26 protein-coding genes are annotated in these 25,977 nt (G+C 65.6%); 11 read left to right on the top strand and 15 right to left on the bottom strand.

The window, feature by feature from the left end; all coding sequences use genetic code 11:
* Nucleotides 1-20: 20 nt before the first annotated feature.
* Nucleotides 21-746 carry a TetR/AcrR family transcriptional regulator gene (locus tag XH96_RS14330; protein ID WP_194393060.1) on the bottom strand — a complete coding sequence of 242 codons (726 nt, stop codon included), beginning with the start codon at nucleotides 744-746 and terminating at the stop codon, nucleotides 21-23.
* A 105-nt stretch (nucleotides 747-851) separates the two neighbouring features.
* Between XH96_RS14330 and XH96_RS14325 the strand changes: the two genes are divergently transcribed.
* From XH96_RS14325 to XH96_RS14300, 6 genes are all read left to right on the top strand, one after another.
* Nucleotides 852-2,243, top strand: coding sequence for a carotenoid oxygenase family protein (locus tag XH96_RS14325; RefSeq protein ID WP_194393059.1), 1,392 nt, complete (start codon nucleotides 852-854; stop codon nucleotides 2,241-2,243).
* Between the two features lie 63 nt (nucleotides 2,244-2,306).
* The gene (locus tag XH96_RS14320) at nucleotides 2,307-2,570 is read left to right on the top strand and encodes a hypothetical protein (RefSeq protein ID WP_194393058.1); all 264 of its coding nucleotides are present in this window, start codon (nucleotides 2,307-2,309) and stop codon (nucleotides 2,568-2,570) included.
* 75 nt (nucleotides 2,571-2,645) lie between these two features.
* Complete coding sequence (locus tag XH96_RS14315; RefSeq protein WP_194393057.1) at nucleotides 2,646-3,221, top strand: hypothetical protein; 576 nt, start codon at nucleotides 2,646-2,648, stop codon at nucleotides 3,219-3,221.
* 12 nt (nucleotides 3,222-3,233) lie between these two features.
* On the top strand, nucleotides 3,234-3,788 hold the full coding sequence (locus XH96_RS14310) for an inner membrane-spanning protein YciB (protein WP_194393056.1): 555 nt from the start codon (nucleotides 3,234-3,236) through the stop codon (nucleotides 3,786-3,788).
* Nucleotides 3,789-3,993: 205 nt separating this feature from the next.
* Nucleotides 3,994-4,290 carry a hypothetical protein gene (locus tag XH96_RS14305; protein WP_028181202.1) on the top strand — a complete coding sequence of 99 codons (297 nt, stop codon included), beginning with the start codon at nucleotides 3,994-3,996 and terminating at the stop codon, nucleotides 4,288-4,290.
* Nucleotides 4,291-4,307: 17 nt separating this feature from the next.
* Complete coding sequence (locus tag XH96_RS14300) at nucleotides 4,308-5,231, top strand: SH3 domain-containing protein (protein WP_194393055.1); 924 nt, start codon at nucleotides 4,308-4,310, stop codon at nucleotides 5,229-5,231.
* 170 nt (nucleotides 5,232-5,401) lie between these two features.
* On the opposite strand, the gene XH96_RS14295 is transcribed toward XH96_RS14300, so the two are convergent.
* Nucleotides 5,402-7,057, bottom strand: a complete 1,656-nt coding sequence (locus XH96_RS14295; RefSeq protein WP_194393054.1) for a fumarate hydratase — start codon at nucleotides 7,055-7,057, stop codon at nucleotides 5,402-5,404.
* A gap of 211 nt (nucleotides 7,058-7,268) precedes the next feature.
* On the opposite strand from XH96_RS14295, the gene XH96_RS14290 reads away from it, so the two are divergent.
* The 3 genes from XH96_RS14290 to XH96_RS14280 all read left to right on the top strand — a co-directional run bounded on the left by XH96_RS14290 (nucleotide 7,269) and on the right by XH96_RS14280 (nucleotide 9,012).
* Complete coding sequence (locus tag XH96_RS14290; protein WP_131871364.1) at nucleotides 7,269-7,742, top strand: hypothetical protein; 474 nt, start codon at nucleotides 7,269-7,271, stop codon at nucleotides 7,740-7,742.
* 303 nt (nucleotides 7,743-8,045) lie between these two features.
* Complete coding sequence (locus tag XH96_RS14285; protein WP_194393053.1) at nucleotides 8,046-8,219, top strand: hypothetical protein; 174 nt, start codon at nucleotides 8,046-8,048, stop codon at nucleotides 8,217-8,219.
* Between the two features lie 118 nt (nucleotides 8,220-8,337).
* Nucleotides 8,338-9,012 carry an isoprenylcysteine carboxylmethyltransferase family protein gene (locus XH96_RS14280; protein ID WP_194393052.1) on the top strand — a complete coding sequence of 225 codons (675 nt, stop codon included), beginning with the start codon at nucleotides 8,338-8,340 and terminating at the stop codon, nucleotides 9,010-9,012.
* Between the two features lie 27 nt (nucleotides 9,013-9,039).
* On the opposite strand, the gene XH96_RS14275 is transcribed toward XH96_RS14280, so the two are convergent.
* The 9 genes from XH96_RS14275 to flgB all read right to left on the bottom strand — a co-directional run bounded on the left by XH96_RS14275 (nucleotide 9,040) and on the right by flgB (nucleotide 17,565).
* Nucleotides 9,040-9,747 (bottom strand): glutathione S-transferase, encoded by a 708-nt coding sequence (locus tag XH96_RS14275; RefSeq protein WP_194393051.1) that lies wholly within the window; start codon nucleotides 9,745-9,747, stop codon nucleotides 9,040-9,042.
* Nucleotides 9,748-9,995: 248 nt separating this feature from the next.
* Entirely contained in the window at nucleotides 9,996-11,009 is a 1,014-nt protein-coding gene (locus tag XH96_RS14270) for a Tim44 domain-containing protein (RefSeq protein ID WP_194393050.1), read from the bottom strand.
* 393 nt (nucleotides 11,010-11,402) lie between these two features.
* Nucleotides 11,403-13,982 carry a cell cycle histidine kinase CckA gene (gene cckA / locus XH96_RS14265; protein ID WP_194393049.1) on the bottom strand — a complete coding sequence of 860 codons (2,580 nt, stop codon included), beginning with the start codon at nucleotides 13,980-13,982 and terminating at the stop codon, nucleotides 11,403-11,405.
* Between the two features lie 154 nt (nucleotides 13,983-14,136).
* On the bottom strand, nucleotides 14,137-15,216 hold the full coding sequence (gene flhB, locus XH96_RS14260; protein WP_194393048.1) for a flagellar biosynthesis protein FlhB: 1,080 nt from the start codon (nucleotides 15,214-15,216) through the stop codon (nucleotides 14,137-14,139).
* A 12-nt stretch (nucleotides 15,217-15,228) separates the two neighbouring features.
* Nucleotides 15,229-15,999 carry a flagellar biosynthetic protein FliR gene (fliR, locus tag XH96_RS14255; protein ID WP_194393047.1) on the bottom strand — a complete coding sequence of 257 codons (771 nt, stop codon included), beginning with the start codon at nucleotides 15,997-15,999 and terminating at the stop codon, nucleotides 15,229-15,231.
* Between the two features lie 17 nt (nucleotides 16,000-16,016).
* Nucleotides 16,017-16,280 carry a flagellar biosynthesis protein FliQ gene (gene fliQ, locus XH96_RS14250; protein WP_028180904.1) on the bottom strand — a complete coding sequence of 88 codons (264 nt, stop codon included), beginning with the start codon at nucleotides 16,278-16,280 and terminating at the stop codon, nucleotides 16,017-16,019.
* A gap of 93 nt (nucleotides 16,281-16,373) precedes the next feature.
* On the bottom strand, nucleotides 16,374-16,682 hold the full coding sequence (gene fliE / locus XH96_RS14245; RefSeq protein ID WP_028180905.1) for a flagellar hook-basal body complex protein FliE: 309 nt from the start codon (nucleotides 16,680-16,682) through the stop codon (nucleotides 16,374-16,376).
* 16 nt (nucleotides 16,683-16,698) lie between these two features.
* Entirely contained in the window at nucleotides 16,699-17,124 is a 426-nt protein-coding gene (gene flgC / locus XH96_RS14240) for a flagellar basal body rod protein FlgC (RefSeq protein WP_028180906.1), read from the bottom strand.
* Nucleotides 17,125-17,160: 36 nt separating this feature from the next.
* Nucleotides 17,161-17,565: a flagellar basal body rod protein FlgB gene (flgB, locus tag XH96_RS14235; protein ID WP_194393046.1), complete on the bottom strand. Its 405-nt coding sequence runs from the start codon at nucleotides 17,563-17,565 to the stop codon at nucleotides 17,161-17,163.
* A gap of 353 nt (nucleotides 17,566-17,918) precedes the next feature.
* On the opposite strand from flgB, the gene XH96_RS14230 reads away from it, so the two are divergent.
* Both XH96_RS14230 and fliP read left to right on the top strand, forming a co-directional pair.
* The gene (locus XH96_RS14230; RefSeq protein ID WP_194393045.1) at nucleotides 17,919-18,893 is read left to right on the top strand and encodes a flagellar biosynthetic protein FliO; all 975 of its coding nucleotides are present in this window, start codon (nucleotides 17,919-17,921) and stop codon (nucleotides 18,891-18,893) included.
* Nucleotides 18,890-19,648 (top strand): flagellar type III secretion system pore protein FliP, encoded by a 759-nt coding sequence (gene fliP / locus XH96_RS14225; RefSeq protein ID WP_131874777.1) that lies wholly within the window; start codon nucleotides 18,890-18,892, stop codon nucleotides 19,646-19,648. The genes XH96_RS14230 and fliP overlap by 4 nt, the downstream gene beginning before the upstream one ends.
* Before the next feature lie 196 nt (nucleotides 19,649-19,844).
* Here fliP and XH96_RS14220 read toward each other — a convergent pair whose 3' ends face one another.
* From XH96_RS14220 to fliM, 4 genes are all read right to left on the bottom strand, one after another.
* Nucleotides 19,845-23,453, bottom strand: a complete 3,609-nt coding sequence (locus tag XH96_RS14220; protein ID WP_194393044.1) for a tetratricopeptide repeat protein — start codon at nucleotides 23,451-23,453, stop codon at nucleotides 19,845-19,847.
* A 102-nt stretch (nucleotides 23,454-23,555) separates the two neighbouring features.
* Nucleotides 23,556-24,314: a MotE family protein gene (locus XH96_RS14215; RefSeq protein ID WP_194393043.1), complete on the bottom strand. Its 759-nt coding sequence runs from the start codon at nucleotides 24,312-24,314 to the stop codon at nucleotides 23,556-23,558.
* A gap of 9 nt (nucleotides 24,315-24,323) precedes the next feature.
* The gene (locus tag XH96_RS14210) at nucleotides 24,324-24,770 is read right to left on the bottom strand and encodes a DUF6468 domain-containing protein (protein ID WP_035675328.1); all 447 of its coding nucleotides are present in this window, start codon (nucleotides 24,768-24,770) and stop codon (nucleotides 24,324-24,326) included.
* Nucleotides 24,767-25,969: a flagellar motor switch protein FliM gene (gene fliM / locus XH96_RS14205; RefSeq protein WP_061883026.1), complete on the bottom strand. Its 1,203-nt coding sequence runs from the start codon at nucleotides 25,967-25,969 to the stop codon at nucleotides 24,767-24,769. The genes XH96_RS14210 and fliM overlap by 4 nt, the downstream gene beginning before the upstream one ends.
* Nucleotides 25,970-25,977: the final 8 nt, after the last annotated feature.

Below are 25,977 nucleotides of genomic sequence, written 5' to 3'. Positions count from 1 at the left end.
TGGCGAGAGTTGCGTTGGGATCAGGGGCCCGTCGGCTTGCCCGTGATCGGCGCCGTCAGCATCGCCTCGAGCAGGCGTTCGGCCGTCGTCCCCTCGGGCAAGCGATCGAGGATGTCCTTGAGCCGCCCGTCGAGCAGCAACATCGTGAAGCCGTGCACCATCGACCAGGCGCGCGCGATCGCCGCGCCCTGGGTCAGCGTCAGCGCGTCTTCGCTGATCTGCTCCTGCCGCATCATGCCGATCGCATTTGCAAGCCCCGCGAAGGAGGCCTCGGCGGCCTCGTGCAGCGACGGCCTTGAATAGTCGAGCCGCTCGGTGCGGAACATGATGCCGTACATGCCGGGATGCGCCTGCGCATAGACGACATAGGCTTTCGGCCTCGCCAGCGCGCGTTCGAGCGGCGTTGTGGCGTCATCGCAGGCCGACGCCATCGCGGCGTTGAACTGGCGGAAGCCGACGGCGGCGAGCTCGCTGAGAAGCCCCGTGAGATCGCCGAAATGATGCGTGGGCGCGGCATGCGAGACGCCCGCCTCTCGCGCCACCGCGCGCAATGTCAGGCCGCCGAGCCCGTCGCGCTCGAGCACGCGTTCGGCGGCCTTGAGCAGCGCCTCGCGCAGGGCCCCGTGATGATAGGGTGTCTCGGTCCTCGCAGCCGCCGGGCGCCGGGCGGGACGCGCCTGCGCCTTCGCTGCCGACGATGTCTTTTTCGGAGTGCGCGGGTTACGCGCGGTTTCGCTCTTGCCCATCGGACAAGCTATATGACGCAATATTGACAGTGTAAAGATTTCACTTGACCGGAACGGCAATCGGTATTATCTGATCTTTACGATGTAAAGATAGGGAGCAACGCCGTGCAGCAGGTCGCCGAGCGCCGCAACAATATCGCACCGATCCCGTTCGAGGCCGACGCGCCCTTCCTCAAGATCATCGGCGAATTGCCGCGCGAGCTGAACGGCACGCTTTACCGCAACGGGCCCAATCCGCAGTTCGAATCGCCCGGCGCGCACTGGTTCGTGGGCGACGGCATGCTGCACGCCTTCCATCTCGAGAACGGCCGCGCAAGCTATCGCAACCGCTGGGTCCGCACGCCGAAATGGCTCGCCGAGCACGATGCCGGCCGCGCCCTGTTCGGCGGCTTCGGCCGCAAGCTGCCGGATGCGCCGGCAAACCTGACCGATGGCGGCGTCGCCAACACCAACATCATCTTCCACGCCGGCAAGCTGCTCGCGCTGGAAGAAGCGCACCTGCCGACGGAAATCGAGCCGGGCACGCTGGCGACGCGCGGCTATCACAATTATCAGGGCCGCGTCGCCGGCAGCTTCACCGCGCATCCGAAGATCGATCCCGTCACCGGCGAACTGGTGTTCTTCGGCTACAATGCGGCGGGCCCGCTGACGCCTGCCCTCTCCTACGGATCAATCGACGCATCCGGCAAGGCGACGCGCTTCGAGCGCTTCGAGGCGCCCTATGCCAGCATGGTGCACGATTTCATCGTCACCGAAAACCATGTGCTGTTTCCGATCCTGCCGATCACGGGCAGCATGGAACGCGCGATGAGCGGACGGCCGCCCTATGCCTGGGAGCCGGACAAGGGCGCCTATGTCGGCGTGATGAAGCGCAGCGGCAACACCAAGGACATCGTCTGGTTTCGCAGCGAGGCCTGTTACGTCTTCCACGTCATGAATGCGTGGGAAGACGGTCACCGCATCGTCGCCGACGTCATGCAGTTTGAGGAAGCGCCGCTGTTTCCGCACCCCGATGGCCGCCCCACCGATCCGGAGAAGTCGCGGGCCCGCCACTGCCGCTGGACGTTCGATCTCGCAGGCAATACCGACCACTTCCAGCAGACCTACCTCGACGATCTCACTGGCGAATTCCCCCGCATCGACGACCGCCGCGCCGGGCTGAAAAACCGACACGGCTGGTACGCCTGCGCCAATCCGAAACTACCGATGTTCGGCGCGCTGTCGGGCATCGTGCATGTCGACGGCAACGGCCGACGGCTCGGCCATTATCTGCTGCCCACCGGCGACACCATCTCCGAGCCTGTTTTCGTCGAGCGATCCAAGGATGCAGCCGAAGGCGACGGCTGGCTCCTTGCGGTGGTCTGGCGCGCGCGGGAGAACCGCAGCGACCTCGCCGTCTTCAATGCCACCGATATCGAGGCGGGTCCCGTCGCGCTGGTGCAGCTCGGCCATCGCGTACCCGACGGCTTTCACGGCAATTGGGTGGGCGCAGCGTAGCCATCATCGTGATTCCGGGCTCGCGCTGACGCGCGCCCCGGAATGACGAAAGAGGAGTTTTCCATGCACATGCCCTCGATCACCGCGGACTGCCTCGCCGTCCTCGCCCTGACCGGTGCTGCGCTCGCATTCCAGATGATCCGGCTGCGGCGAAGCAGCCATGCCATTTTCAACGGCGGCATCCTGCTCGCCGCCGGCCTTCTCATCGTCTCTGCGCTGCCGATCCTGTCGCGCCTGCCCTGGGCGGAGCTGGTTGACGAGGTGTCCGATCAACTCGTTGCAGCACTTCATTTTTTAGAGGTCGCCTACGTTATTTTGACACTGTAAAGATTATGCTTGATCCGACCTCGCTCCTGAACTACTAATCTTTACAACGTCAAGATTAACTTGACCGAGGGGACCATGACGATTTTCGCGATCCTTGCGCCCTACGGCGCCTTCACTTTTCTGATGCTGGTGACCTCGGCCACTTCAAGCGTGTTCGCGGCTTCCGCGATCTGCCTCGGCACGGTTGCGATCGATGTCGTGCGCGGCCGCTCCGTGAAGATCCTGGCCGCCGGCTCGGCGGTCTTATTCGCAGCGATCGGCCTTTACCTCGCGCTGATCGACCCCGCGCTCGGCACGCTCGGCGTCAAGCTGTCGGTCGATGTCGGCATCTTCGTCATCTCGCTGGGCTCGATGCTGATCCGCCGCCCGTTCACGCTGCAATATGCGCTCGAATCCGTGCCGACCGAGACCGCGGCGATGCCCGGCTTTCTCCGCGCCAACTACATCATCACCGCCGCGTGGACGGCAGCCGCCCTGTTGATGACGGCCGCCAATCTCGTGCTGCTCTACGCCCCCGGCCTGCCGCTCTGGTCGAGCCTTGCGGTTGCTTTTGCCGCCCGGAACAGTGCGATTTACTTCACAAAGTGGTATCCTGAGTATTGCCGGATCAAGTACGGTACGCCTGCCCGCGCATTGCTCAGCGCACGCTGAACAGGATTGACGATGAAGGACGTATTCGCCCGCCTCGCCTCCGACCTCTTCTCCGCCATCCTCTTCCTGGTCGTCTATCTCGTCACCGACAACGTCATCCTGGCGACGTCGGTGGCGATCGCCGGCGCGTTCGCACAAGTGGTCTACGCCCGCATCAAGGGACAGCAGCTCAACTACATGACATATGCGAGCCTCGCGCTCGTCGTCGGATTGGGCGCGATCACGTTGCTGACCAATGATCCCCGCTTCATGCTGGCGAAGCCCGCGATCGCGCATTTCGCGATCGGCCTCATCATGCTCAAGCGCGGCTGGATGCTGCGCTACATGCCGCCGATCGTCACCGAGACCGTTCCGGAATATGTGACGGCTGCGGGCTATGCCTGGGCCGTGCTGATGTTCGTCATCGGCGCCGGCATGATCGCTGTCGCATCGACCGGCGATTTGAAGCTGTGGGCGTTCTACCTCACGGTGGTCGCAGGCGGCGGCAAGATCCTGGCCTTTGCCGTTCAATACGTCGTTCTGCGCCTCATCGTCACCAGCCGCCGGCGTGCCGCCGCCCGCGCCTAAATGCCCTGAGCACGATGCGATTGGGATGAATCGTCATCGCGCTTTAGGTCGTTGTTTAAGCATGATCTTTTCGGAAAGCCGCTGCGCACTTTTCCGGCTCATGCCTTAGCGCAGGGTTAGGCAGGAGCTGCAAGTTGGGCTATAGCCTCGCTCGGGACGGGCCGCGGATCGTCGCGGACCGCCGAGATCTGTTCGGGAGACGGGAATGGCCGTAGACGGCAACTGGAATCTGACGATGACGACGCCGATGGGCGAGCGCCAGGCGACGCTGACCCTGCTGAGTTCCGGCGGCACGCTGACGGGCACGCAGGGCGCAGAGGGCAACACCGCAGAGATCTTCGACGGCACCATCAGTGGCGACGCCGTCAACTGGAAGGTTTCCATCACCAATCCGATGCCGTTGACGCTCGAGTTCATCGGAAAGGTCTCCGGCGACAGCATGAGCGGCGAGATGGGCATCGGCCCGATGGGCAGCTTTCCGTTTACGGGCGTACGGGCGTAACGCCGCGGCTTCAGCACATGCCCAACATCCGCCTCGCAGCGGCGACATTGCTGTGTGTTGGAGCATTGGTGGTGGCGCACGCGGAAGACACCGAACCGGCGTGGCGCGCAAGCGCGCTCGCCATGGTGCCGCCAGGCCTTGTGGCCGGCACCGCCTATCGGACCGATGGCTCGACCGGTTATCTCGCCGTTGATCCCGCGACATCGAACGATCCGAAGACGCCCGCGAGCGTGTTCGCCGCACGCCAGGCGCTCGTGGTCATGCTGACGGCGGATGCGACACGCGCGGTCTCGGCGGAGTTGAAGCCGCGCACCGGGCCCGATCCTGATAACGACGACACCGATTTCGCACAGCTGCACGCCGAACTCGCCGCCAAGCGCGCCAGCCTGCCCGAAGGCACCGAGCCCTGCGACCTCGGCGCCTGGTCCATCGACAAGGACCCGAGCGGCCTCAATGTGCGCGCCGAGCCGTCGGTCAAGGCGCGTGTGCTCGGCACATTGCCGCCGCCCTATCGGCTGAAGCTCGGCGGTAGCGAGAACACACCCGAGGGCGGCTGGCTCACCGAGTTCCGCATCATCGGTTTCAGGGACGGCTGGTTCCTGATCGAGGGCGCCAAACCGCCGGGCAAGGACTACGAGGACGACAAAAGATATCCGCGCAGCGCGCCGAAGCCCTATGCCGGGCGCGGCTGGGTCGCCTCGAACAAGGTGGGTGCGGCCTATGCCAATGGCGCCACGCGCATGGGCGGGCTGTTCCAAGCACCCTTCGTCGATGCGAAATGGATGCCGGCCCAGCGCGAGCTCGGCGGTGCGCTCGACACCGACGGCGGCCCGAAGCGCATCTTCGCCTGCAGCGGGCTCTGGGGTCTGGTCGAGAGCCACGACGGCGTCCGCGGCTGGTGGCGCGCGTTGTGCTCGAACCAGGTTACCAATTGCAGTTAGGGCCGCGGAAGCTTCCGCATCGTCATGACCGGGCTTGACCTTGGCTTGTCGCGGCCATCCACCGCCTTCCTCGCGGCACGAAGAACGTGGATGCCCGGGACAAGCCCGGGCACGACGGTCTCCTGCAAAGACACGTGTGACATCACTGCGCGCATGCGCGGTACGTAAGGCTAGCCCAGGTTCAACTCCTTGAAGAAGTCGTTGCCCTTGTCGTCGATGATGATGAAGGCGGGGAAGTCGACGACCTCGATGCGCCAGATCGCTTCCATGCCGAGCTCGGGATATTCCAGCACCTCGACCTTCTTGATGCAGTGCTCGGCGAGGTTCGCGGCGGCGCCGCCGATTGAGCCGAGATAGAAGCCGCCGTACTTCTTGCAGGCCTCGCGCACGCTAGGGGCGCGGTTGCCCTTGGCCACCATCACCATCGAGCCGCCGGCGGCCTGGAACTGGTCGACGAAGGAGTCCATGCGGCCTGCCGTGGTCGGCCCGAACGCGCCAGAGGCGTAGCCTTCGGGCGTCTTGGCGGGGCCGGCGTAGTACACCGGATGGTTCTTGAAGTAGTCCGGCAGCGGCTCGCCCTTCTCCAGCCGCTCGCGCAGCTTGGCATGGGCGCTATCGCGCGCGACGATCATGGTGCCGGTCATCGAGACGCGGGTCTTGATCGGATATTTCGAGAATGTCGCCAGAATGTCCTTCATCGGCTGGTTGAGGTCGATCTTGACGACCTCGCCGCCGAGCGACTCTTCAACCTGTGGCAGATATTGCGCCGGGTTGTGCTCGAGCTCCTCGAGATAGACGCCGTCCCTGGTGATCTTGCCGAGCACCTGGCGGTCGGCCGAGCAGGACACGCCAAGCCCGATGGGAAGCGAGGCGCCATGCCGCGGCATGCGGATCACGCGCACGTCGTGGCAGAAATATTTGCCGCCGAACTGTGCGCCGACGCCGAGGCTTTGCGTCATCTTGTGGATTTCCTTCTCCATCTCGACGTCGCGGAAGGCGTTGCCGTCGGGCGAGCCGTGCGTCGGCAGCGCATCGAGATAGCGCGCCGAGGCGAGCTTCACCGTCTTCATGCAGAGCTCGGCCGAGGTGCCGCCGATCACGATGGCGAGGTGATAGGGCGGGCACGCCGCGGTGCCGAGCGTGAGGATCTTCTCCCTGAGGAAAGCGAGCAGCCGGTCCTTGGTCAGCACCGAGGGCGTCGCCTGAAACAGAAAACTCTTGTTGGCGGAGCCGCCGCCCTTCGCCATGAACATGAACTTGTAGGCGTCGTCGCCTTCGGCGTAGATCTCGCACTGCGCCGGCATGTTGTTGGCGGTGTTCTTCTCCTCGTACATCGAGAGCGGCGCGACCTGTGAGTAGCGCAGATTGCGGCGCAGGTAAGCGTCGCGCGCGCCTTCCGACAGCGCGGCCTCGTCATCGCCGTCGGTGATGACGTTGCAGCCCTTCTTGCCCATGATGATCGCGGTGCCGGTGTCCTGGCACATCGGCAGCACGCCGCCGGCGGCGATGTTGGCGTTCTTCAGGAAGTCGAGCGCCACGAACTTGTCGTTCGGGCTCGCCTCGCCGTCCTCCAGGATCGCGCGGAGCTGCTTCAGATGACCGGGCCGCAGGTAATGGTTGATGTCGCCAAAAGCCGCCTCCGACAGCGCCCGCAACGCCTCGCGCGACACCACCAGCATGTCCTTGCCGAGGACCTTCTCGACCCTGACGCCCTCGGACGAAATCTTCTTGTAGGGCGTCTCGTCCTTGCCCAGCGGGAACAGCGGGGTGTGCTTGTAGGGCGGAACGGGCTTGGACTGATCGGGAAAGGCGGTGGGAGCGTTCATGGGGCGGATCTCGGGGTTTCGGGGCCTCGCGGGCCTCCAGGCATAGAAAGGTTCTAAGCGCATTTTGACCAGAAAAGAAAGGGAGCGGTGCGCATGGGAGAGGCAGTCCGAGCTGGGGAAGGCATTGGCACAGCTCGTGGAAATGCCTCTGCCCGCCCTTGCGCTTCGCGTCCGCCGACGCTTGAATGCGCGCCCTAAGGGGCTTTTCATCATGACATTGAAACTGAACGTCCGCGGCGCGATTCTGGTCGCCGCCGCCATTGCCGGCCTTGTGGCCCTCGCTTCACCCGCGCGCGCCGACCGCTGCGACGACAGCGCCAAGGAGCTTGCAAACCAGGTCGATCGCCTGAAGGTGAATTTCCGGGCGGCCAACGTCGTCTACATGACGCACCCGGCGGCCAAGGAACTGTCCGTCGCCTGCCGCGGCGACAAGTACTCGATCGAGCTCTATGCCAAAGGCGATCGCAAGCCCAAGCCGGAGTTCTATGCGCTGGTGGGATCGATGGCCGCGATCGTCTTCACCGTGACGAAGGACGACACGACGACGGGCGCGACACGCTGCCTGAAGCGGATGGGCCTGCTCCGCGGCGACAAGGTCAGCATGCGCTATCGCCGGCTCAACATGGAATGCACGCGCTCCAAGACGGAGGCTTCCATCGCGATCACCCGCGGCAAGGACGAATAGGGCGGAGTTCCTTCCGTTTCGCTGCGGATATGTATCTGATCCGCGCGGTGCAAACCGAGACGACGAGGCCTCTCCCCGTCATTGCGAGGAGCCCTTGCGAGGAAGCAATCCAGACTGTCTCCGCGGAGAGATTTCTGGATTGCTTCGCTACGCTCGCAATGACGGAGTACGTGGTGAGCCGCGTCGCGCCACGCATACACGGCATTCCCCGCACCAATTCCCTCGCATTTTAGCGATTGCCTTGAAGGAAATTTCGCGCCTCGCAGGGCAGACTGAATTGTTTCCAGATGTGAGGATTTGTGGATGAAGGTTTCCACCGTGGCGCCCCCACCGATCGCGATCGTGGTTCCTAACTACGACACGACCAAGCAGCAGGACGACCAGACCAAGGTCAAGGACGAGGATCCGACCTTCAAGCCGCAACCGCCCGCGCCCCTGCCGCCGGGTCAGGGCACGCGGATCGATCAGCTCGCCTGAGCAGGTTTGCCACGGCTGAGACGCCCGATCCGGTCGATCGGGCCTCTCGCGCGTCCGGCCGCATCTTTGCCGGATATAGCTGCATCAATATCGTGCGCCGCTCACCGGGGACCTGCGCATGATCGCACGGCTGCTGTTGCAGAACACGGTCCTCGTCGTCGCCATGGGCGCGGTGCTGTTCGCATGCGCCGGAACACTGCAGTGGCCGTCGGCCTGGACGTTCCTCGCCACCTCCGCGCTCCTCGGCCCGCTCTGCGGCTGGTGGCTCTACCGGATCGATCCGGCGCTGCTGGCCGAACGTCTGCGGCCGGTGCTGCAAAAGGATCAGCCCGCCGCCGACAAGATGTTCATGACGGTCTTCGTCTTCGTGATGCTGGCCTGGCTGGTCGTGATGGGGCTCGAGCGGCGCTTTCAATCCTCCGACATGCCGACTGCGTTGCAGGCGCTCGGCCTCGCGCTGTTCCTGGCCTCGACACTGTTCACCATGTGGGCGTTCCGCGAGAACTCGTTCGTCGCGCCCGTGGTGAAGCTGCAGACCGAGCGTGCGCAGCACGTGATCTCGACCGGTCCCTACGCCCATGTCCGCCACCCCATGTACAGCGGCATGGTGCTGTTCTTCGCCGGCCTGCCGCTGCTGCTGGGATCGTGGTGGGGACTTGCGATGCTGCCGCTCTTCATCGCCTTGTTCGCGGTCCGCATCCCTATCGAGGAGCGCACGTTGCGCGAGGGCCTGCCGGGCTACACCGACTATGCGGCGCGGGTGCGCTATCGCCTCATCCCCGGCGTCTGGTGAGGACTGATCATTGTCCCCGCCGAACCGCTAACCGTCGAGCTCGCGATAGCGGCGGAAGATGCCCTGCTCGTTGAAGGGAATGCGGCGCTCGCTTTCGAGATAGGCCTTGATGTTCGGCCGCGCGGCGATGCGGTCGTGCAGGCCGACAAGGCCCGGGACATCCTTCTCGAACGCCTTCATGCGCCTGGGGAAGGCATAACGCAGCCCGTCGACGATCTGGAATAGCGATAGATCGACGTAGGTCAGGCGGCGACCGGTGACATGGGTGCCGCCGCTCCCGTCGAGAAGCCGCTCGAAATAGCCGAGATATTTCGGCACGCGCTCTTCCCAGAAGTCCGCCGTACGCCTTTTCGCCGGTGCCTTCTGGTCCTCATAATAGAGCGAGGGTCCGAGCGGATGATGGGTGTCGTGGATCTCGACGACGAAGTCCGTGATCGTGAGCTGAAGCTGGTGCAACCAGAGCCTGCCGGCTTCCGTCTTCGGCGCAAGCCCATGGCGGGCGCCGAGATAGAGCAGGATGTTGGCGGTCTGGCCGATGACGAGCTTGCCTGCTTTCAGGAATGGCGGAGCAAAGGGCGGCGTGCCCGTATGCGCATCCATCATCTTCATCATCGCAGCAGTCCCGCGCGGACCGCGCGCGACATCGACGTAAGCGGCCCCCGCCTCCTCCAGCGCCAGCCGCACATATTCGCCGCGGCCCTGAATCTCGGGCCAGTAATAGAGCTCGTATTTCATGGGACAGTCCTTTGAAGCGCGCGCGGGACAAGCCTAGCATGCGATGCAAGTTCCGTCGTCGTGGGGCGGAACATCGCCCACACACGTCATTGCGAGCGCAAGCAAAGCAATCCAGAATCCCTCAACGGAAGCGCTCCGGATTGCTTCGTCGCAAGTGCTCCTCGCAATGACGCCGGGAAGGAGCGGTGGCCTCAACAAAAAGGGCGCCGTGCCTGAGCACGACGCCCTCTTCGTCAATCCGTGAGCGATCAGTTGGTCTGCTGGATCGCCGACAATTCCCAGCCGCTGCCCGGCCTGCGGGCAAACGTCCAGATCTCGGTCGCCTCGCCCGGCTGCTCGCTGCCGGCAACGATGGCGCCGGTGTTGCGGTCGACCGTCTTGTCGGTGAGCGCGAAGCGCAGCGCCACCGTGGCGTACTCGGTCTCGCCTTCCCGCCAGGCTTCCGCGAGGTCGCCCTGCAGCAGCTTCACATCCGTGACCTTGTTGACGACGTTGCGCGTACGGTTCTGGGCGAGGTCCTGCTCGAAATAGGAGACCATTTCCGGGGTCGCGAGCGTGTGCAGCTTGGCCACGTCCTCGTTCGACCAGGCGGCCTGAACGTCGCCGAGCAGGCGCTCGAACGCCTCATAGTCGTCCGGCTTGATCTCGAGCGGCGCGTTGTTGGCACCGAAGCCGAAGCCGCCAAGACCACCGGCGAGCCCGCCACCGAGACCGCTGCGATGGCTCGTCTGCGGTCCAGGCGCTGCGCCTGCATCAGCATTTGCATAAGCCGCCCGCGGGGCGTGACGGCGCTGCCACCACGACATGGCCAGCCGCACCACCAGCACAACGAGCGCGATCTGGATGATCAGGCCGAGGATCGAGGACAGGCCGCCGAGCCCCCCGAACAGGCCGCCGCCGAACAGCATGCCGAGCAGGCCAGCGCCGAGGAAGCCGGCCGCAAGGCCGCCCATGAAGCCGCCAGCCCGGCCGAACATGCCGCCGCGCGCAGGCGCGGAGGCAGCCGAATTCATGCCTGCGCCCGGCTGGGTGTAGGTGCGGTTGAATTGCGAGGTCGAGCCCGGCGCGGTCGTGGTCGACGGCGGGGCCGAATAGGAGCGCGAACCGCGCGAACCCGACGACATGCCGCCGCCGGCGCGCGCGTCGGCGGACGAGATCGCGAGTGCAGTCGGCAGCGCAAGCGCCAGCACGACGGCGATAGCCTTGAAGAGACTGCGGGAGCGTAGCGAGAAAGTCATGTGCGTTTCCCAAATCCCCGGCATGGGGACGTGCGCTTAAGATGGGCAGACTTCCCGAAAAGTGAAGCCGGTTTCGGAACTTGTGACTGCGGCCCTCAGTCGCGGGGATGTGGCAAAAACCCATATTTGGCGGGGGCTTGGCCGGGGTGCGCGGGGAACCATGGTCTCACATTACCGGTGGCTATACGACCGGAATTCCGCTTTTTCCTCGTCGTTGGAGGCGCAGCTCTATCCACCGTCATTGCGAGGAGCCCTTGCGACGAAGCAATCCAGGATCTTTCCGCGAAGGCAGCCTGGATTGCTTCTTCGCCAGCGCAAAATTGCTTCGCAATTTTCTCGCGGGCTCCTCGCAATGACGGCGTGAAGCAGTCGAGCGCAACGACGGAGAATGCGGGAACGGCGTAGTGCCTCTTGCCCTCACCCCTGCTTGTTCATCGTCTCCTTTACCGCCGCCACGAGCTGGCTGAGCGTGAAGGGCTTCGGCAGGAAGTCGAACTGCTGGCCTTCGGGCAGGCTCTTCTCGAACGCGTCCTCGGCATAGCCCGAGACGAAGATGAACTTGATGTCGGGGTTCTTTTCTCGCATCGCCTTCAGCAGCGTCGGGCCGTCCATCTCGGGCATGACGACGTCGGAGACGACGAGATCGATCGCCCCGCTCTGCTCCTCCAGCACCTCCATGGCCTCGACGCCGTTCTCGGCCTCGACCACGGTGTAGCCGCGCGAGCGCAGGCCGCGGGCGTTGAGCGCGCGCAGGCCTTCCTCGTCCTCGACCAGCAGGATGGTGCCCTGCCCGGTGAGATCGGTGCGCGGCTTGGCCTCGGCGGGCGCGGCTTCCTTCGCGGCGCCGCCGGCCGCGCTGGCCGCGGCTGCGGGCTGCTCGACCTGCACGTCCTGCTCGGCGTGATGGCGCGGCAGGAAGATATGGAACGAGGTGCCCTGCCCCGGCTCGGAATCGACATAGATGAATCCGCCGGTCTGCTTGACGATGCCGTAGACGGTGGAGAGCCCGAGGCCGGTGCCCTTGCCCACTTCCTTCGTCGAGAAGAACGGCTCGAAGATCTTGTCGCGGATATCGGCGGGAATGCCGGTGCCGGTGTCGGCGACCTCGATCCGGACATAGTCCGCAGCCGGCATGCCCTTGTAAGCGAGCTTGCCTGCGTCCTCGGTGGTGACGTTTGCGGTCCGGATGATCAGCTTGCCGCCATCCGGCATGGCGTCGCGCGCGTTCACCGCCAGGTTGACGATCACCTGCTCGAACTGGGAGACGTCGACCTTCACCGGCCAGAGGTCGCGACCGTGGACGAGGTCGAGCTTGACCTTCTCGCCGATCAGCCGGCGCAGCAGCATGGTGAGATCGGAAAGCGCATCGCCGAGATCGAGCACCTGCGGCCGCAGCGTCTGGCGGCGCGAGAATGCGAGCAGCTGCCGCACCAAGGTCGCGGCGCGCGTCGCGTTCTGCTTGATCTGCATGATGTCCTGGAACGACGGGTCGGTCGGCTTGTGCGCGTTCAGCAGGAAGTCGTTCGCCATCATGATGGCGGACAGCACGTTGTTGAAGTCGTGGGCGATGCCGCCGGCGAGCTGGCCGACGGTCTCCATCTTCTGGGACTGGTTGATCTGGTTCTCCAGCGCGCGCCGCTCGGTGGTCTCGAGCATGTGCACGATGGCGGCTTCCGCGTCGTTCTCGGCCGAATCGACCGGCGTGACGAAGAACTGGCCCCAGCGCTCCTTGGCCCCTTCCAGCGCCACCTCGACCGGCGCGATGTCGGCCTTGCCTTCGGCGGCCTGGTTGATGGCCGCGATCAAAAGCTGCCGGTCGCGCGAGCTGACCGCGCGGAAGATCGACTTGCCGGCGCTGTCGAGCCCGAGCGCCTGTCCGAGCTTGGCATAGCGCGCATTGGCCCGCACGACGTTGCCGGCGCGATCGACGGTCGCGATCGCCATCGGCGTGTGGTCGAAGAAGCGCATGAAGCGCACTTCGGCGGCGCGGTCGGGGTCGCTGCGCTCGTCGCGGGCGCGGCTGATCACGAGCGTGCGCGACGGCCCCGGAGCGCCGTCGGCGCCGAAGGCGAGCTTGTGATAGAGCCGCACCGGCATGGTCTTGCCGGTGCGCATGCGCAGGTCGATGTCGAAGACTTCGGTCTTCACCTCGCCCGGCACCGCCACGATGGAGGTGAGCAGCGAGGCGCCGTCGCCGGAGACGATGTCGGTGAGCTTGAGGCCGCCCGAACCGATCTCGGCGAGATCGTAGTCGAGCCAGTTCGCCAGCGTCGCATTGACATAGGCGAGCTCTCCGGCCGGATTGACCGAGAAGAAGCCGCACGGCGCGTGATCGAGATATTCGATCGCGTGCTGGAGCTCCTGGAACACGTCCTCCTGGCGTTCGCGGTCCCGGGTGATGTCGGCGATCGACCACACCGCGTATTTCGCCTCGCGCTTTCCGGTGCCGAGCGGGCGCACCCGCATGCGCAACCAGCGGCCCTGGCTGCCGTCATGGCCGGAGATGCGCACCTCTTCCTGCTGCCGCTTGCCTTCGCGTGCGGCCTTGAGCAGGCGGAACACCGCTTCGGAGACATCAGGGTTGCCGATGAAGACACGCTCGACGGGACGCACGTCCTGGGGGCCGCTGGCGCCGGTCAGCGTCAGATAGGCGGCATTGGAATAGACCACGTGTCCGCGCGCATCGGTGACTGCGAGCCCGTCGAAGGCGTGATCGGAGATGTGGCCAACGATGGGATCGTCGAGATTGCGGTCCGCGAAGCGGATGATGCCGGCGGCGAAGGCGAACAGGTTGAACAGGCCGACCATCGCCAGCACGGCGAGGATGCCCAGGATATAAGGCTGCGCCTGCGCGCGCCCGAGCGTCATCAGGCCGACGGCGACCGCGACGAGGCCGGCGGCCACCAGCAGCACCAGCGCAATGCTGCCCGAGCGCGGCGACGGCTCGTGCGCCGCAACGGGCTCGCGTGTGAGGTCGTGGTCGGTCTCAGCAGTCATATCGAGCTGGCGCAGCCTGTCGGCAGAGAATCAACGCGTTACGGGGCGCGTGGGGTCCTCCCTGCCTGAATCGGACCCAAAGGTGCAAGGGCAGCAGCGGCGAAAGGTACGCTGATTCCCAGATTACGGCCATTTCCGGTATTTTTCGGGTATTTTATCCCCGCCCGGCGCCGAATCCGCGCTTCAGCCGCATGACGTAGCCGATGACCTCGGCCACCGCATGATAGTGCTCGGTCGGGATTTCCTGGTCGATGTCGACGGTGGCGTAGAGCGCCCGGGCCAGCGGGACGTTCTCCACGATCGGGATGTCGTGCTCGCGCGCGATCTCCCGGATCTTGAAGGCGAGGTTGTCGACGCCCTTGGCGACGCAGATCGGCGCCGACATGCCCCGCTCGTAGGAGAGCGCCACCGAATAGTGGGTCGGGTTGGTGATGATCACCGAGGCCTTGGGAACCGCCGCCATCATGCGCTTCTTGGCGCGCTGCTGCCGCAACTGCCTGATCTTGCCCTTGATGTGCGGGTCACCTTCGGATTGCTTGAATTCTTCCTTGATCTCCTGAAGCGACATCTTCTGTCGCTGGAACCAGCTTCGGTACTGGAAGAAGTAATCGGCGATGGCGACGATCGCGAGGGCCGCGACCACCGCTCCGAGCAGATGAATGGTCATGCTGGTTGTCGCGCCGAGCATGCCGGCCGGATCGAGCCGGACCATCGCCTCCATGCGGTGCCGCTCCGGCCACAGGATCATGGTCATGATCGCGCCGAGCAAGACCAGCTTGCCGATGCCTTTGAGAAAATTAGCGGCCGCCTGCTTGCCGAAGATGCGCTTGAAGCCGGCGCCGGGCGAAATCTTGTTGAACTTGGGCTTCAGGGATTCGGCCGACCACACCAGGCGGTGCTGGAGCATGTTGCCGGCAATCGCCGCCAGCATCAGCATCAGGAGGGGCACGCCGACGGCCGCGAGCACGACGAATTCGATCTGCTGCATCAGCGCGAGCAGAGCCTTGCCGTCGGTCTTGATCATCCAGGAATTGGCGAGCAGGTTGCGCATCGGCGTCAGCAGCCCGCTGCCGACCGAGCCCGAGAAGGTCGAGACCACGAGCGTGCCGCCCGCCATCATGAACCAGGTGTTGATCTCCTGGCTCTTGGCGACGTCTCCGCGTTCGAGCGCATCGTCGAGGCGCTTTTGCGTCGGGTCTTCTGTTTGACTTTCGGGATCGTTGTCTTCCGCCATCGATCGACCCCGTCACTTGAGCGGCATCATCTGGTGCATGACACCGATGAAATAATCGAGAAAAGTGCCCATCATCGCGGTCAGCACCACGGCGAGCACCAGGAAGCCTGCGAAGATCGACAACGGCACGCCGACGAAATAGACCTGCATCTGCGGCATCAACCGCGCCAGCACGCCGAGCCCGATGTTGAAGACGAGGCCGAACACCAGGAACGGTCCCGAGAGCTGCAGGCCCAGGCGGAACGCGGCGGTGAAGGCGCGCGTCGCCAGCGAGGCGACATCGCCGCTCGATACGGTCTCGCCCGGCGAGAAGATCGTATAGCTGTCGTTCAGCGCGGCGATCACCAGATGGTGGCTGTCGGTGGCAAACAGCAGCGTCACGCCGAGAATGGTCAGGAAGTTGCCGACCAGCACGCCCTGCTGTCCCTGCGTCGGATCGACCGAAGTGACGAAGCCAAGCCCCATCTGCTGCGCGATCACGGATCCCGCAACCTGGAGCGCCGACAGCGTCACGCGCGCTGTCGCGCCCAGTACGATACCGATCGCGATCTCATGCAGCATCAGGACCAGCAGCGGCGCGAGCGAGCCCATGTCGACCTGGTAGGCGTTTCGATGCAGCGGCAGGATGATCAGCGTGAGCATCAGCGCGATCGACAGCTTTATCCGCGTCGGGATGTTGGTCTCACCCAGCCCTGGCAGCAGCATCACCATCGCGCCGACCCGGGCGAAGGCCAGCATGAAGGAGGCGGCGAGTGCCGGCAGCAGCGAGACGTCGATGCGCATAATTCACGCATCTTGCCTCAGCCGCCAATGATTCGCGACGATATACGCATCATGTGGGCGTGGAGCGAGTCGGCCATGAACGGCAGCGCCAGCAGCATCGTGGCGAAGATGGCCAGGATCTTCGGCACGTAGATCAGCGTCTGCTCCTGGATCTGCGTCAGCGCCTGGAACAGCGACACGATGACGCCGACCACGAGGCCGACCACCATCAGCGGGGAGGACACGATCACGATGGTCCAGATCGCATCGCGTGCGACATCGAGGGTCTCGGGTCCGGTCATTTGGAGGTTCCGATGGGGTTAGAGGAAGGCGCGAGAAGCGAGTAGCGAATGGTGGCCTGAGCTGGCCATTCGCCACTCGCCATTCGCTTCAAATCAGATCGGCATCTTCATGATGTCTTCATACGCCGCGATCACGCGATCGCGGACCGAGACCAGCGTGGATACCGCGACGTCGGTGTCCGCGACCGCCGTCACCACGTCCATCACGTTGGCCTTGCCGGCGGCCATCGCCACCGTCTGCGCATCGGATTTGCGGCCGGACTCCATGACGCTGCCGACGGCGTCCTTCAGCAGCGAGGCAAAGGATTGCCCGGTCGGCTCACTGCCCTTGCCGGCGCCGCCGTTCTCGAGCACGCGGGCAAGGTTGGCATAGGCGTTCGCGGCGATTGTCGGTGATGCCATGACTCAGATGTCCTGTTCAGCTCTTGAGGATGTCGAGCGTGCGCTGGATCATCCGGCGCGTCGCACTGATGATGTTGAGATTGGCCTCGTAGGACCGCTGCGCATCGCGCATGTCCGTTATCTCGACCACCGAGTTCACGTTGGGATATTTGACGTTGCCGCTCGCATCCGCGGCCGGATTGTTCGGCTCGTATTTGACGCGGAAGTCGGACTGGTCGGGCTTGATCCTGCCGAGAGTGACGACCTGCGCGTCCAGCGTGCGGTCGAGCGCGGAGGAGAAGGTCGGAACCTTGCGCCGATAGGGATCGCCGCCGGCGGTCTGCGCCGTCGAGTCGGCATTTGCGATGTTTTCCGAGATCACCCTCATGCGCCCGGCCTGCGCGCGCAGGCCGGAGGTGGCGATCGCCATCGAGCGGGCAAAGTCGCTACTGTCATTCGCCATGATGCGCCTCTAGCTCTCCTGGTTGCGGGATCACGCCTAGGCCTTGCCGATCGCCGTCTTGAGCAGACGCAGGCTCTTCGAATAGAGCGAGGTCGCCGCCGCGTAGTCCATCTGGTTGCTGGCGGCCTTCATCATCTCCTCCTCGAGATTGACGGCGTTGCCCGCAGGGCGGGTCTCGAAGCCGGCGTTCTTGTCCTGGTCGAATGCGGAGGCGGCGCCCGATGGCGTCATGTGCGAGGCGCTGGTACGGGTCAGGGCCAGCGGCCCCATGGACCCCGTGACGGCGCCGGTCCTGTCGAGCTTCGGCTCGACCAGGTCGCGCGGCCGGAATTTGGGCGTGTCGGAATTGGAGACGTTCTCGGACAGGACGCGCTGGCGCTCCTGGTGCCACTGCATCTTGGTACGAAGCGCCGACAGCACCGGGAGGTCGTTGATGGACATCGTCGCGGCTCCTTCCGCCACCCTTGCGGACCCGAGGTCCGAAGCTAGGCAGAATTTGCCGCCTGTATGGTTAACAGCTGGTTAAGAGCGCTTTCGATGCATGCCCCCAGGCGAGACACGATTTTGCGCGCCCGTGATTCTACGCCTCGAAAAGTGGCATTAACCCAACCGTTTGGCGGGGCGCGCACAGGCCAAGAAGTCGTTTTGGATCGGGCGATTCATGGGTTATTAAGAGTTGGGGACGGCAAAACTTGCCGTGGAACGTTAAGAAATCGCAGCTTGGGGCATCGTACGCCGGTGGTTGGCAAAGCTGACCACGGGTACGAGAAAAGCGCCATTTGTCGGGGACAAGTATGCAAGGCAGCCCTATCACCTTCATCGTCGCGTTCATCGTCGTTCTGGCGTTGATCGGCGTCGCTGCATGGCTGGTTCGCCGATTCGGCAGCAGCCGGCTGGGCGCCAACACCCAGCGCGGCAGGATGCCCCGGCTCGCCGTGATCGACGCCGCCGCGGTCGACGGCCGGCGCCGTTTGGTGCTGGTCCGGCGCGACAATGTCGAGCATCTCCTGATGATCGGCGGCCCAACCGACATCGTCGTCGAGCCCAATATCGTTCGCGCCGCGCCGAGCCGCGACCAGCTCCCGCAGCGTCCCAACGCCGCCGAGCCGCCGCGCCTTGCCCCCATGCCCGACGTCGGCGGCTGGGCCGACGAGGCGCCGCGACCGGAACTGCTCGATCATCCCGAACCGCAGATGCCCGAGCCCCCGCCGCGGCCCGCCCGCCCATCCTTCGCCGATGAGGTGCGCCGGCCTGCTCCGGCGCTGGCCGAACGTCGCAGCGAACCGCCCTTGGGAGGCTTTACACCCGAGCCGATCGCGCCGCGTCCCGAGCGCGAACCATGGCCCGAGCCCCTGCCGCCGCGCATGGCCCGCAGCGAACCGCCGCTGATGCCGCGTCCGCCTCGCCAGAGTGAGCCGGTGAAGATGCCGCCGCTGCGCCCCGAGCGCGCCGCAGCGCCGCCGCCGCCTCCGCCTGTGCCGCAGGCTGCGCCCGTTCCGCCGCCGGCGCCGGCCCCTGTGCCCTCGAGCGCCGAGCAGAATCTCGCCGAAATGGCGCAGCGGCTGGAGGCTGCCCTGCGCCGCCCGGCCGGCGAAACGGTCGCGCCTCCGGTTGCGCCGGAGCCGCCGGCCGCGCCCCCGCGTGCCGCACGCAGCGAGCCGCCGGCGCCGCCCGCCCCGGCCGCGAAGCCGGCCGCGGAAAAGACCAGCTTTGAAAATCTCGAAGACGAGATGGCCTCGCTGCTCGGCCGTCCGAAGCCGTCTTCGTGAGGTTGCCGGCCCTCCCGCGTAGAGTTCTTTTCCTTTCTGTCCTGGTCGGCGCGGCCTCGCTCGCGATGCCGGCGCATGCCCAGGACATCAGCATCAATCTCGGCGGCGGCGCCGGTGGCGGCGGCGTCACCGAGCGCGCGATCCAGCTGATCGCGCTGCTCACGGTGCTGTCGATCGCACCGTCGATCCTGATCATGATGACCTCGTTCACGCGCATCGTGGTGGTGCTGTCGCTGCTGCGCACCGCGTTGGGCACCGCGACCGCCCCGCCGAACTCGGTGATCATCGCGCTCGCGATGTTCCTCACCTTCTTCGTGATGGGCCCGGTGCTGCAAAAGTCCTACGACGAGGGCATCCGCCCGCTTGTCGCCAACCAGATCGGCGTCGAGGATGCGCTCCAGCGCGCCTCCGTTCCCCTGCGCGGCTTCATGCAGAAGAACGTGCGCGAGAAGGACCTCAAGCTGTTCCTGGATCTGTCGGGCGAGCCGCCGCCGGCTACCCCCGACGAACTCGCCTTGCGCATCCTCGTTCCCGCCTTCATGATCTCCGAGCTGAAGCGCGCCTTCGAGATCGGCTTCCTGTTGTTTCTCCCCTTCCTGATCATCGACCTCGTCGTCGCCTCGGTGCTGATGTCGATGGGCATGATGATGCTGCCGCCGGCGACGATCTCGCTGCCATTCAAGCTGATCTTCTTCGTGCTGGTCGACGGCTGGTCGCTGGTCGCAGGAAGCCTGGTGCAGAGCTACGGGGGGTGAGGCAGGCTTTGCGGGAGCCGCCAGCCAAGCATCGCATGCTCTCAGCAAGCAGCCACGAACTCCGCCCCTCCCCGTGATTGCGAGGAGCTTTCGCGACGAAGCAATCCAGACTCCCACCGCAGAAAGATTCTGGATTGCGTCGCTCCGCTCGCAATGACGGTATAGCCGGGTCCGCGCTCGATGCGGCAGAGGAATCCTACCGCGTCATCTTGATCTGTCGCACGACCGGAATCGTGGGCAGCGAGCCGGTGTGGTCGGCCTCGTCCTTGGCCTGCGGCGCGCCGGGCGCGCGCGCCGTGGCGTCGGGGAAGCGCTGTTTCATCTCGCGCAGGAAGCCGTCGAGCGTATCGACGCTGGCAGCCAACTTGGCGATCTCGGCGAATTCGGCGCTCGAGGCCGCGGCCGGCTTGCTGGCGATGTCGAAGGCGAGACGGTCGGCGCTCTCGCTCATCAGCGGCGCATATTTCTCGCGGAAGCGCGACAGGCCGATCGAATCATCGGCAAGCGCGTAGCCGACGGCGGCGCGGATGATGTCGCTCTTCTCGACCGCGTTGAGCGGCTTGAAGTCGCGGAACCGGTCGCCGTAATAGAGTTCGATCTGCTCGGCGGACTCGCGCCAGCGCCGCGCCGCCCAGAAAATGTCGGAGCGAAGGCGGAGCACTTCGCGCCCGGAGACGTTGGAGACGATGTCGAGCGCGAGATCGTGGCGGCCGACGTCGCTCTGCGCGCGCGCTTCCAGGAGCAGGCGCTGCTGCCGGAGCTCGCCGGAGAGATCGCTGATGCGGCTCGCGCGCAGCGCGGTGATCGCCATGTCGGGCTTGCGGTTGGCGAGATAGATCATGGACAGGCGCGCGGCCACCTGGGCGCGTGCCGCGCCCTCCAGGCGATGATCGACCTGATATTGCAGGAGCTCGGCGGCCTGGTCGAGCAGATCGATCGAGGCGAGGCGGTCGGCGAGCCGGCGGATCAGCTCATCGCCGCGGCGGCCGATCGGCGTCAGCTCGCGGAACTCGTAGAACATTCCGAGCGCCTCGACCGGCGGCAGTTCGTCGCCCTTCAGCCCGAGGAATAGCTGCGTGAACAGCTCGGAGGCGAGATCCTGAGCCTGACGCGAGGCTTCGGCGTTCGGCTGAAGCCTCGTCGCGGTGCGCGCGGCGGTGAGCGCATCCCGGTAACGCCCGTTCTCGGCATACAGCTGCGATAGCATCTGGAGGGTCTTGACCTCGGTCGTGTCGCCGCGCCAGGTCATCGACAACGTCTCGAGTTCGCGTAGCGCCTCTTCCTTGCTGATCTCGTCGCGCTTCTGACGCAGTGCGACCTCGAGCTGCTTGGCCTCGGCCGCAGCCTGCCGGTCGCTCGAGGCGACCGCGAACTTGTAATCGTCCAGCGCATCCTTGTCGTGGCCGAGCGCCTCGGCGAGCCGGCCGCGCAGCACGGCGAAGCCGGGCGCAGCCTCAGGCGGGACACCGACCACCTCGAGCTCGCTGCGGCGCTTGGAGGCGCCGGCATAGTCCTTCACCTCGAGCGAGGCGCGCATCGCGTCCATCGTCACGATGCGCTGGATGTCGAGCGGCAGAGAGGCGATGGCGAATTCGACGTTCTTGAACTTCTCGCGCGCGTCCGCCCATTTGCCCTGGCGCGCATAGGCGAGCGCCTTCCAGAGCTGGGAATCGTGGCTGTTGCCGATCACGGGATTGGCGAGGTCCTTCAGACCCTGCGCCGGCCGGCCGATCAGGATGCTCGCGATCGCATGCATGATCAGCGCGCCGCTCTCCTCCTTGTTGAGGGGATCGCTCAGCATCACGTCGGTGACGGCCTTGGCTTCGTGATACATGGCGCGCGACATGTAGAACTGCGCGAGGTCGAGCCGCGGCAGCGAACGCAGCGCCGGTTCGACCGCCGAGATCGCCATCATCAGTTCGCTCTGGCGCGCCATGAAGTTTTCCGACTGTCCCTTGCGCCAGCCTTCGGGGCTGAAGATCGGGCGCACCGCGGTCGGCGCCCGCTCGGCCGAGATGTCGACCGGCGAGAGCGTCAATCCACCCTTCTTGCCGACAATCACCTTGTCGGAGCCGACCTCGACGCCGACCTCGTCGGAGTTGGGTCGGATCGCGATGCCGTGCGCGGATTCCAGGAGCGAGAGATCGACGAGGTCCTGCCGCTTGATGAAGCCGCGCACCGGCCGCTGCGCGGTGACAACATAGAGCGTATCGCCGGCGTCGGGATCGGTGAGCTTGTGCAGGAGGCCCGGATTGGCGAAGGGGATGGCGATGTTGGCGAGCGCGGGATCGGTGATGTTGCGCGACATCATCAGCGGCAGCGGCGTCGCCTGGATCTTGTCGGCGAGAGTCAACAGCCAGTTGGTTTCCTTGCCGACCTCCTCGCTCGTCAGCGAATAGACCAGCGGACGGGTGAGACGGATGCGCACCGCCTGCCCCTTGTCGAGCGGGATGCGGCCGACCTCGCCGATCATGGCGCCGCCCTTGGTGCGGATCGCCTCGACATCGATCGGCTTCGGCGTATCGAACACCAGCCACACCGTGTCGCCGCGGCGGAACGCCGCCGCCGGCGTTGCGACCTGGAGCGGGAACGTCACGCGCAATCCGTCGCTGTCGCGGCGCGCATCGACGCTGGCAACGACGGGCTGCGCGGCCGGCGCCGCCGGCTTCGCGGCCTCCTTGGGCACTTCCGGAGCGGGCGCAGCTTCGACCGCGCGAGCGGCTGCCGGTTTCGGCGCCTCGGTGGACGGCAGCGCGGCGGAGGCTTCCGGCTTCACCTCGGGCCTGATGTCGATCTTGGCTTCGCGCGCGATGGTCTCGGAGGTCGGCGGCGCGATCTCGCTGCGGGGATCCTTCGGCTTCTCGGCCGCCGGCTTTTCCGGCGCAGGCGCCGGTGCGTGACCGGCGGGCTTCATCTGTGCGATCGCCGCCTCGGGCGTCGCAGCCGCCTTGCCCTTGTCGGGTTGGAAGGCGACGTCGACGACGTAGTTCTTCTCGTCGCGGAACGAATGCACGTCCGAATCGCCGATCAGCGCGATCTCGACATTGGTCTGGTCGATGTCGGCCTTCTGCTTGATCGAGGCGACGTTCGGCGGCGCCGCGACGACCGCGTCCGCCAGGTCGAAATTGAGGTTGGCGTTGAAGATGAGCGTGAGCTTCTGCTCGTTGAGCACGGAGGAGACGCCGACGCCGTCGGGCATCTCGAACACGAAGCGCACGAAGGTCGGCTGCACCGAGGCACGCACGCGGATCTGCGGGCGCTTCCTGGCCTCGGCCGCGGCGCGCTGGGCACGCAACGCGCGCTCGGCCACGCGGGCGCGCTCGGCGAGCTCCTTGACCACGTCCATGGGCAGGCTCGGCGGCGGTCCCTTCCAGCCTTCGGGCAGCAGGTCGACGAAGGTGCGCTCGCCCGCGTTCATGGTGTTGACGGTGACGCGCCGCGCCAGCGACAGGCGGATCGCGCTGCCATCCGGGTCGCGGCGGGCGGAGTTGACGTAGTCGGGCGCACCTTCCGGGATCCGGTCGACGGGAACGTCGACGGGCCGGTCGAAGCGGATCACGAGGATGGAGCCTGCGGTCGTCACCTCGGAGGGAACATCCTCGCCGAGCTTGATGACGAGACGGGCGAAGCCGCCGCCGGCGGAAAAACTCGCCTCGCCCCTGATCGGGTCGGCCGCCCGGGCCGGCGCCGTGAGGCCAATCAGGACACAGGCCGCCAGCGCGCGCGCCCTTCGGACATGACGCGACAATCCCCGCGCCACTGCGCGGGCTCGCGACACAAATCCAGCGGCAGCCTCTCGCGCCATTGGCGGCATTTCTTCCGGTTCGGCGGGCGTGCCGGCACTGGCGCCGGCCCGTGCCGTCGAATTTAAGGTTTTCCCAATTAAGGACTTCTTAAGTATGAGCCCTCAATTCGGCTTTTGCGTCGGCTTGCCCTCGATCTTGGGAAGATCAACGGCCGAGGCCGACTGATCGCCGCCGCCATTGGCGCGGCGGGCCATCTCGACCGTCAGCCGCTCTGCCGCCTCCGGCGACATCAATCCCATGATGTCCGACATCTTGCGAGGCGCGATGGCCGAGGCGATCTCGATCAGCACGCCCATCTCGAGCCGGTCGAACACCCGCGCGGCATCCTTCGGCTTCATCCCCTCATACATGGTCACGAGGCCCTTCATGCGCTGGGCTTCGGCGGCCTTCTGCTCGGCCTGCGTCGCGGAGATGCGGGTTTCCACCGCCTTCATCTCCTCGACCTTGTTCTCGATGCGCTTCTCGGCCGATTTCAGCAGGCTTTCGCGAATGTCGATCTCGCGCTGGCGGGCCTCGATCTCCTGCCGCCGCGCCTGCAGCCGTTCCAGGATCGCGCGTTCCGAGGCCGAGACCTGCGGCTGGGTCTCGTCGATCTTGACCGGGGTGCCGCCCTCCATCTTGGTCTCGGGTGCGGCCGGCTTCGGCGGTTCCTTCGGCGCGCTGGATCCCGTGATATCAAGATCCTCGCGGCCGGTCGGGAAATTTAGGTTCTCCTCGGCCCAGGACTTCTTGGTCTGGTTCGGCTTGTAGTCGAAGACGTAGCCGCCGTTGATGACGAGGCCGGCCACCTTCAGCGTGGCGAGGCCTGCGACGGCGACCAGGACGACCGGAATGACGCGGATGTTACGAAAGGACTTCATACCCTGGCTTTATGCGGCAAGGCCGTTGGATCGCCGGCGCTCGGAGAAGGCTTCGGCCGCAGCCGCCACCGCCTTCGCCGTCGACGGCTTGGCTGCAGGCGCGGCAGCTGTTTCGGGGTTCGTCACGGGACGCGCGGCGATCGCAATCTTGGACAGGCGCCGCACCACGTTGTCGGCCTCGCCGAGCTGCTTGTAGAGCTGATCGGACATCTGCGTCGCGGCGGCGAGCTGGCTGCCCAGGTTCTCGTTGACGTCGCGCACGGCCAGCTTCAGCCCGCCGATCGCGCGCTCGGCGATCTCCGTCGCCGTGATCAGCTCGCCGATGACCGCCTTCAGCGAATGCTCGTCCGCCTTCAGCCGCGTCAGCCGCTTGTTGAGCATGACGCAATAGACGATCGTCAGCATCAGCAGGATAGCCACCAGCGTCTCGATCGCCATTCCCAGGGAGTGGTTCATGGGGCCTCCATCATCTTGTTCTGCTCGTCCACCTTCTCGAACATCGCCAGTGTCGTACTTGGCTTGCGCAAGGGTTTCGTCACGCGGATCGCGACGCGGTCGCCGACCCGGCCCATCCGCCCCTCGGTTAGCGTGACGTCGCCGCAGCGCACGGTGACGTTGGCGTCGGCGCGCATGTCCAGCGGCAGCGTGTCGCCGACCTTGAGCCGCATCAGCTGCTTGAGCGGAATGTCGGCTTCATAGAGCACCGCATCGACGGCGATCTCGGCCTGCACGATCTCGGTGGCGAAATGGCCTTCCCAGACCGGGTCGCGGCCGAACTTTTCGCCCATGAACATCTGGAGCAGGACGCCCCGGATCGGCTCGATGGTCGCGTAGGGCAGCAGCAGCTCGATATTGCCGCCGCGGTCTTCCATGTCGATGCGCAGGCGGACCAGGATCGCGGCGTTGGCGGGACGGCTGATCGCGGCGAAACGCGGATTGGTCTCGAGCCTGTCGATCGTGAAGGTCACCGGCGACAGCGGCCGGAACGCCTGCTCGGCATCGGCCAGCACCACCTCGACCAGCCGCTTGACCAGCTCGGTCTCGATCGTGGTGTAGGGCCGGCCCTCGATGCGGAGCTGGCTGGTGCCGCGGCGGCCGCCGAGCAGCACGTCGATCATCGAATAGATCAGGTTGGAATCGACCGTCGCCATGCCGAAGTTCTCCCACTCCTCGGCCTTGAAGACGGTGAGGACGGCGGGCAGCGGGATCGAGTTCATGTAGTCGCCGAAACGCACCGAGGTGATGCGGTCGAGCGAGACTTCGACGTTGTCGGAGGTGAAGTTGCGCAAGGATGTCGTCATCAGCCGCACCAGGCGGTCGAAGACGATTTCGAGCATCGGCAGACGCTCATAGGAGACCATCGCAGAATCGATGATCGCGCGAATGCCGGAATGATCGTCGAGCGTGACGTCGCCGACGGTGAAGCCGAGGAGATTGTCGATCTCCTCCTGCGACAGCACCCGCTCGCCGGAATTCTTGCCGGTGCCGAGGTCGCGGCTGCCGTCCTCGACCATGGCCGCCCATTGCAGGGCCATGGTTTCCGACAGCTCGTTCTCGGCGGCAGCCTTGGCGGCCTCGGCGGGATCCTCGGAATCGAGCGAGGCCTCCCACTGGGCGGCAATTGCATCCTGGTCGACCTGGTCGTTGCCCGCCATGATCCCTA

It is taken from the genome of Bradyrhizobium sp. CCBAU 51765, assembly GCF_015291725.1.
In the GTDB taxonomy this organism is placed as follows: Bacteria; Pseudomonadota; Alphaproteobacteria; order Rhizobiales; family Xanthobacteraceae; genus Bradyrhizobium; species Bradyrhizobium liaoningense.
This window is presented reverse-complemented; position numbering and strand designations above follow the sequence as displayed.

What these genes read in the sequence shown, in the direction of transcription:
- XH96_RS14330 (WP_194393060.1), bottom strand. Translation starts at nt 746, where the DNA reads ATGGGCAAGAGCGAAACCGCGCGTAACCCGCGCACTCCGAAAAAGACA.
- XH96_RS14320 (WP_194393058.1), top strand. Translation starts at nt 2,307, where the DNA reads ATGCACATGCCCTCGATCACCGCGGACTGCCTCGCCGTCCTCGCCCTG.
- XH96_RS14315 (WP_194393057.1), top strand. Translation starts at nt 2,646, where the DNA reads ATGACGATTTTCGCGATCCTTGCGCCCTACGGCGCCTTCACTTTTCTG.
- XH96_RS14310 (WP_194393056.1), top strand. Translation starts at nt 3,234, where the DNA reads ATGAAGGACGTATTCGCCCGCCTCGCCTCCGACCTCTTCTCCGCCATC.
- XH96_RS14305 (WP_028181202.1), top strand. Translation starts at nt 3,994, where the DNA reads ATGGCCGTAGACGGCAACTGGAATCTGACGATGACGACGCCGATGGGC.
- XH96_RS14300 (WP_194393055.1), top strand. Translation starts at nt 4,308, where the DNA reads ATGCCCAACATCCGCCTCGCAGCGGCGACATTGCTGTGTGTTGGAGCA.
- XH96_RS14295 (WP_194393054.1), bottom strand. Translation starts at nt 7,057, where the DNA reads ATGAACGCTCCCACCGCCTTTCCCGATCAGTCCAAGCCCGTTCCGCCC.
- XH96_RS14290 (WP_131871364.1), top strand. Translation starts at nt 7,269, where the DNA reads ATGACATTGAAACTGAACGTCCGCGGCGCGATTCTGGTCGCCGCCGCC.
- XH96_RS14285 (WP_194393053.1), top strand. Translation starts at nt 8,046, where the DNA reads ATGAAGGTTTCCACCGTGGCGCCCCCACCGATCGCGATCGTGGTTCCT.
- XH96_RS14280 (WP_194393052.1), top strand. Translation starts at nt 8,338, where the DNA reads ATGATCGCACGGCTGCTGTTGCAGAACACGGTCCTCGTCGTCGCCATG.
- XH96_RS14275 (WP_194393051.1), bottom strand. Translation starts at nt 9,747, where the DNA reads ATGAAATACGAGCTCTATTACTGGCCCGAGATTCAGGGCCGCGGCGAA.
- XH96_RS14270 (WP_194393050.1), bottom strand. Translation starts at nt 11,009, where the DNA reads ATGCCGGGGATTTGGGAAACGCACATGACTTTCTCGCTACGCTCCCGC.
- cckA (WP_194393049.1), bottom strand. Translation starts at nt 13,982, where the DNA reads ATGACTGCTGAGACCGACCACGACCTCACACGCGAGCCCGTTGCGGCG.
- flhB (WP_194393048.1), bottom strand. Translation starts at nt 15,216, where the DNA reads ATGGCGGAAGACAACGATCCCGAAAGTCAAACAGAAGACCCGACGCAA.
- fliR (WP_194393047.1), bottom strand. Translation starts at nt 15,999, where the DNA reads ATGCGCATCGACGTCTCGCTGCTGCCGGCACTCGCCGCCTCCTTCATG.
- fliQ (WP_028180904.1), bottom strand. Translation starts at nt 16,280, where the DNA reads ATGACCGGACCCGAGACCCTCGATGTCGCACGCGATGCGATCTGGACC.
- fliE (WP_028180905.1), bottom strand. Translation starts at nt 16,682, where the DNA reads ATGGCATCACCGACAATCGCCGCGAACGCCTATGCCAACCTTGCCCGC.
- flgC (WP_028180906.1), bottom strand. Translation starts at nt 17,124, where the DNA reads ATGGCGAATGACAGTAGCGACTTTGCCCGCTCGATGGCGATCGCCACC.
- flgB (WP_194393046.1), bottom strand. Translation starts at nt 17,565, where the DNA reads ATGTCCATCAACGACCTCCCGGTGCTGTCGGCGCTTCGTACCAAGATG.
- XH96_RS14230 (WP_194393045.1), top strand. Translation starts at nt 17,919, where the DNA reads ATGCAAGGCAGCCCTATCACCTTCATCGTCGCGTTCATCGTCGTTCTG.
- XH96_RS14220 (WP_194393044.1), bottom strand. Translation starts at nt 23,453, where the DNA reads ATGGCGCGAGAGGCTGCCGCTGGATTTGTGTCGCGAGCCCGCGCAGTG.
- XH96_RS14215 (WP_194393043.1), bottom strand. Translation starts at nt 24,314, where the DNA reads ATGAAGTCCTTTCGTAACATCCGCGTCATTCCGGTCGTCCTGGTCGCC.
- XH96_RS14210 (WP_035675328.1), bottom strand. Translation starts at nt 24,770, where the DNA reads ATGAACCACTCCCTGGGAATGGCGATCGAGACGCTGGTGGCTATCCTG.
- fliM (WP_061883026.1), bottom strand. Translation starts at nt 25,969, where the DNA reads ATGGCGGGCAACGACCAGGTCGACCAGGATGCAATTGCCGCCCAGTGG.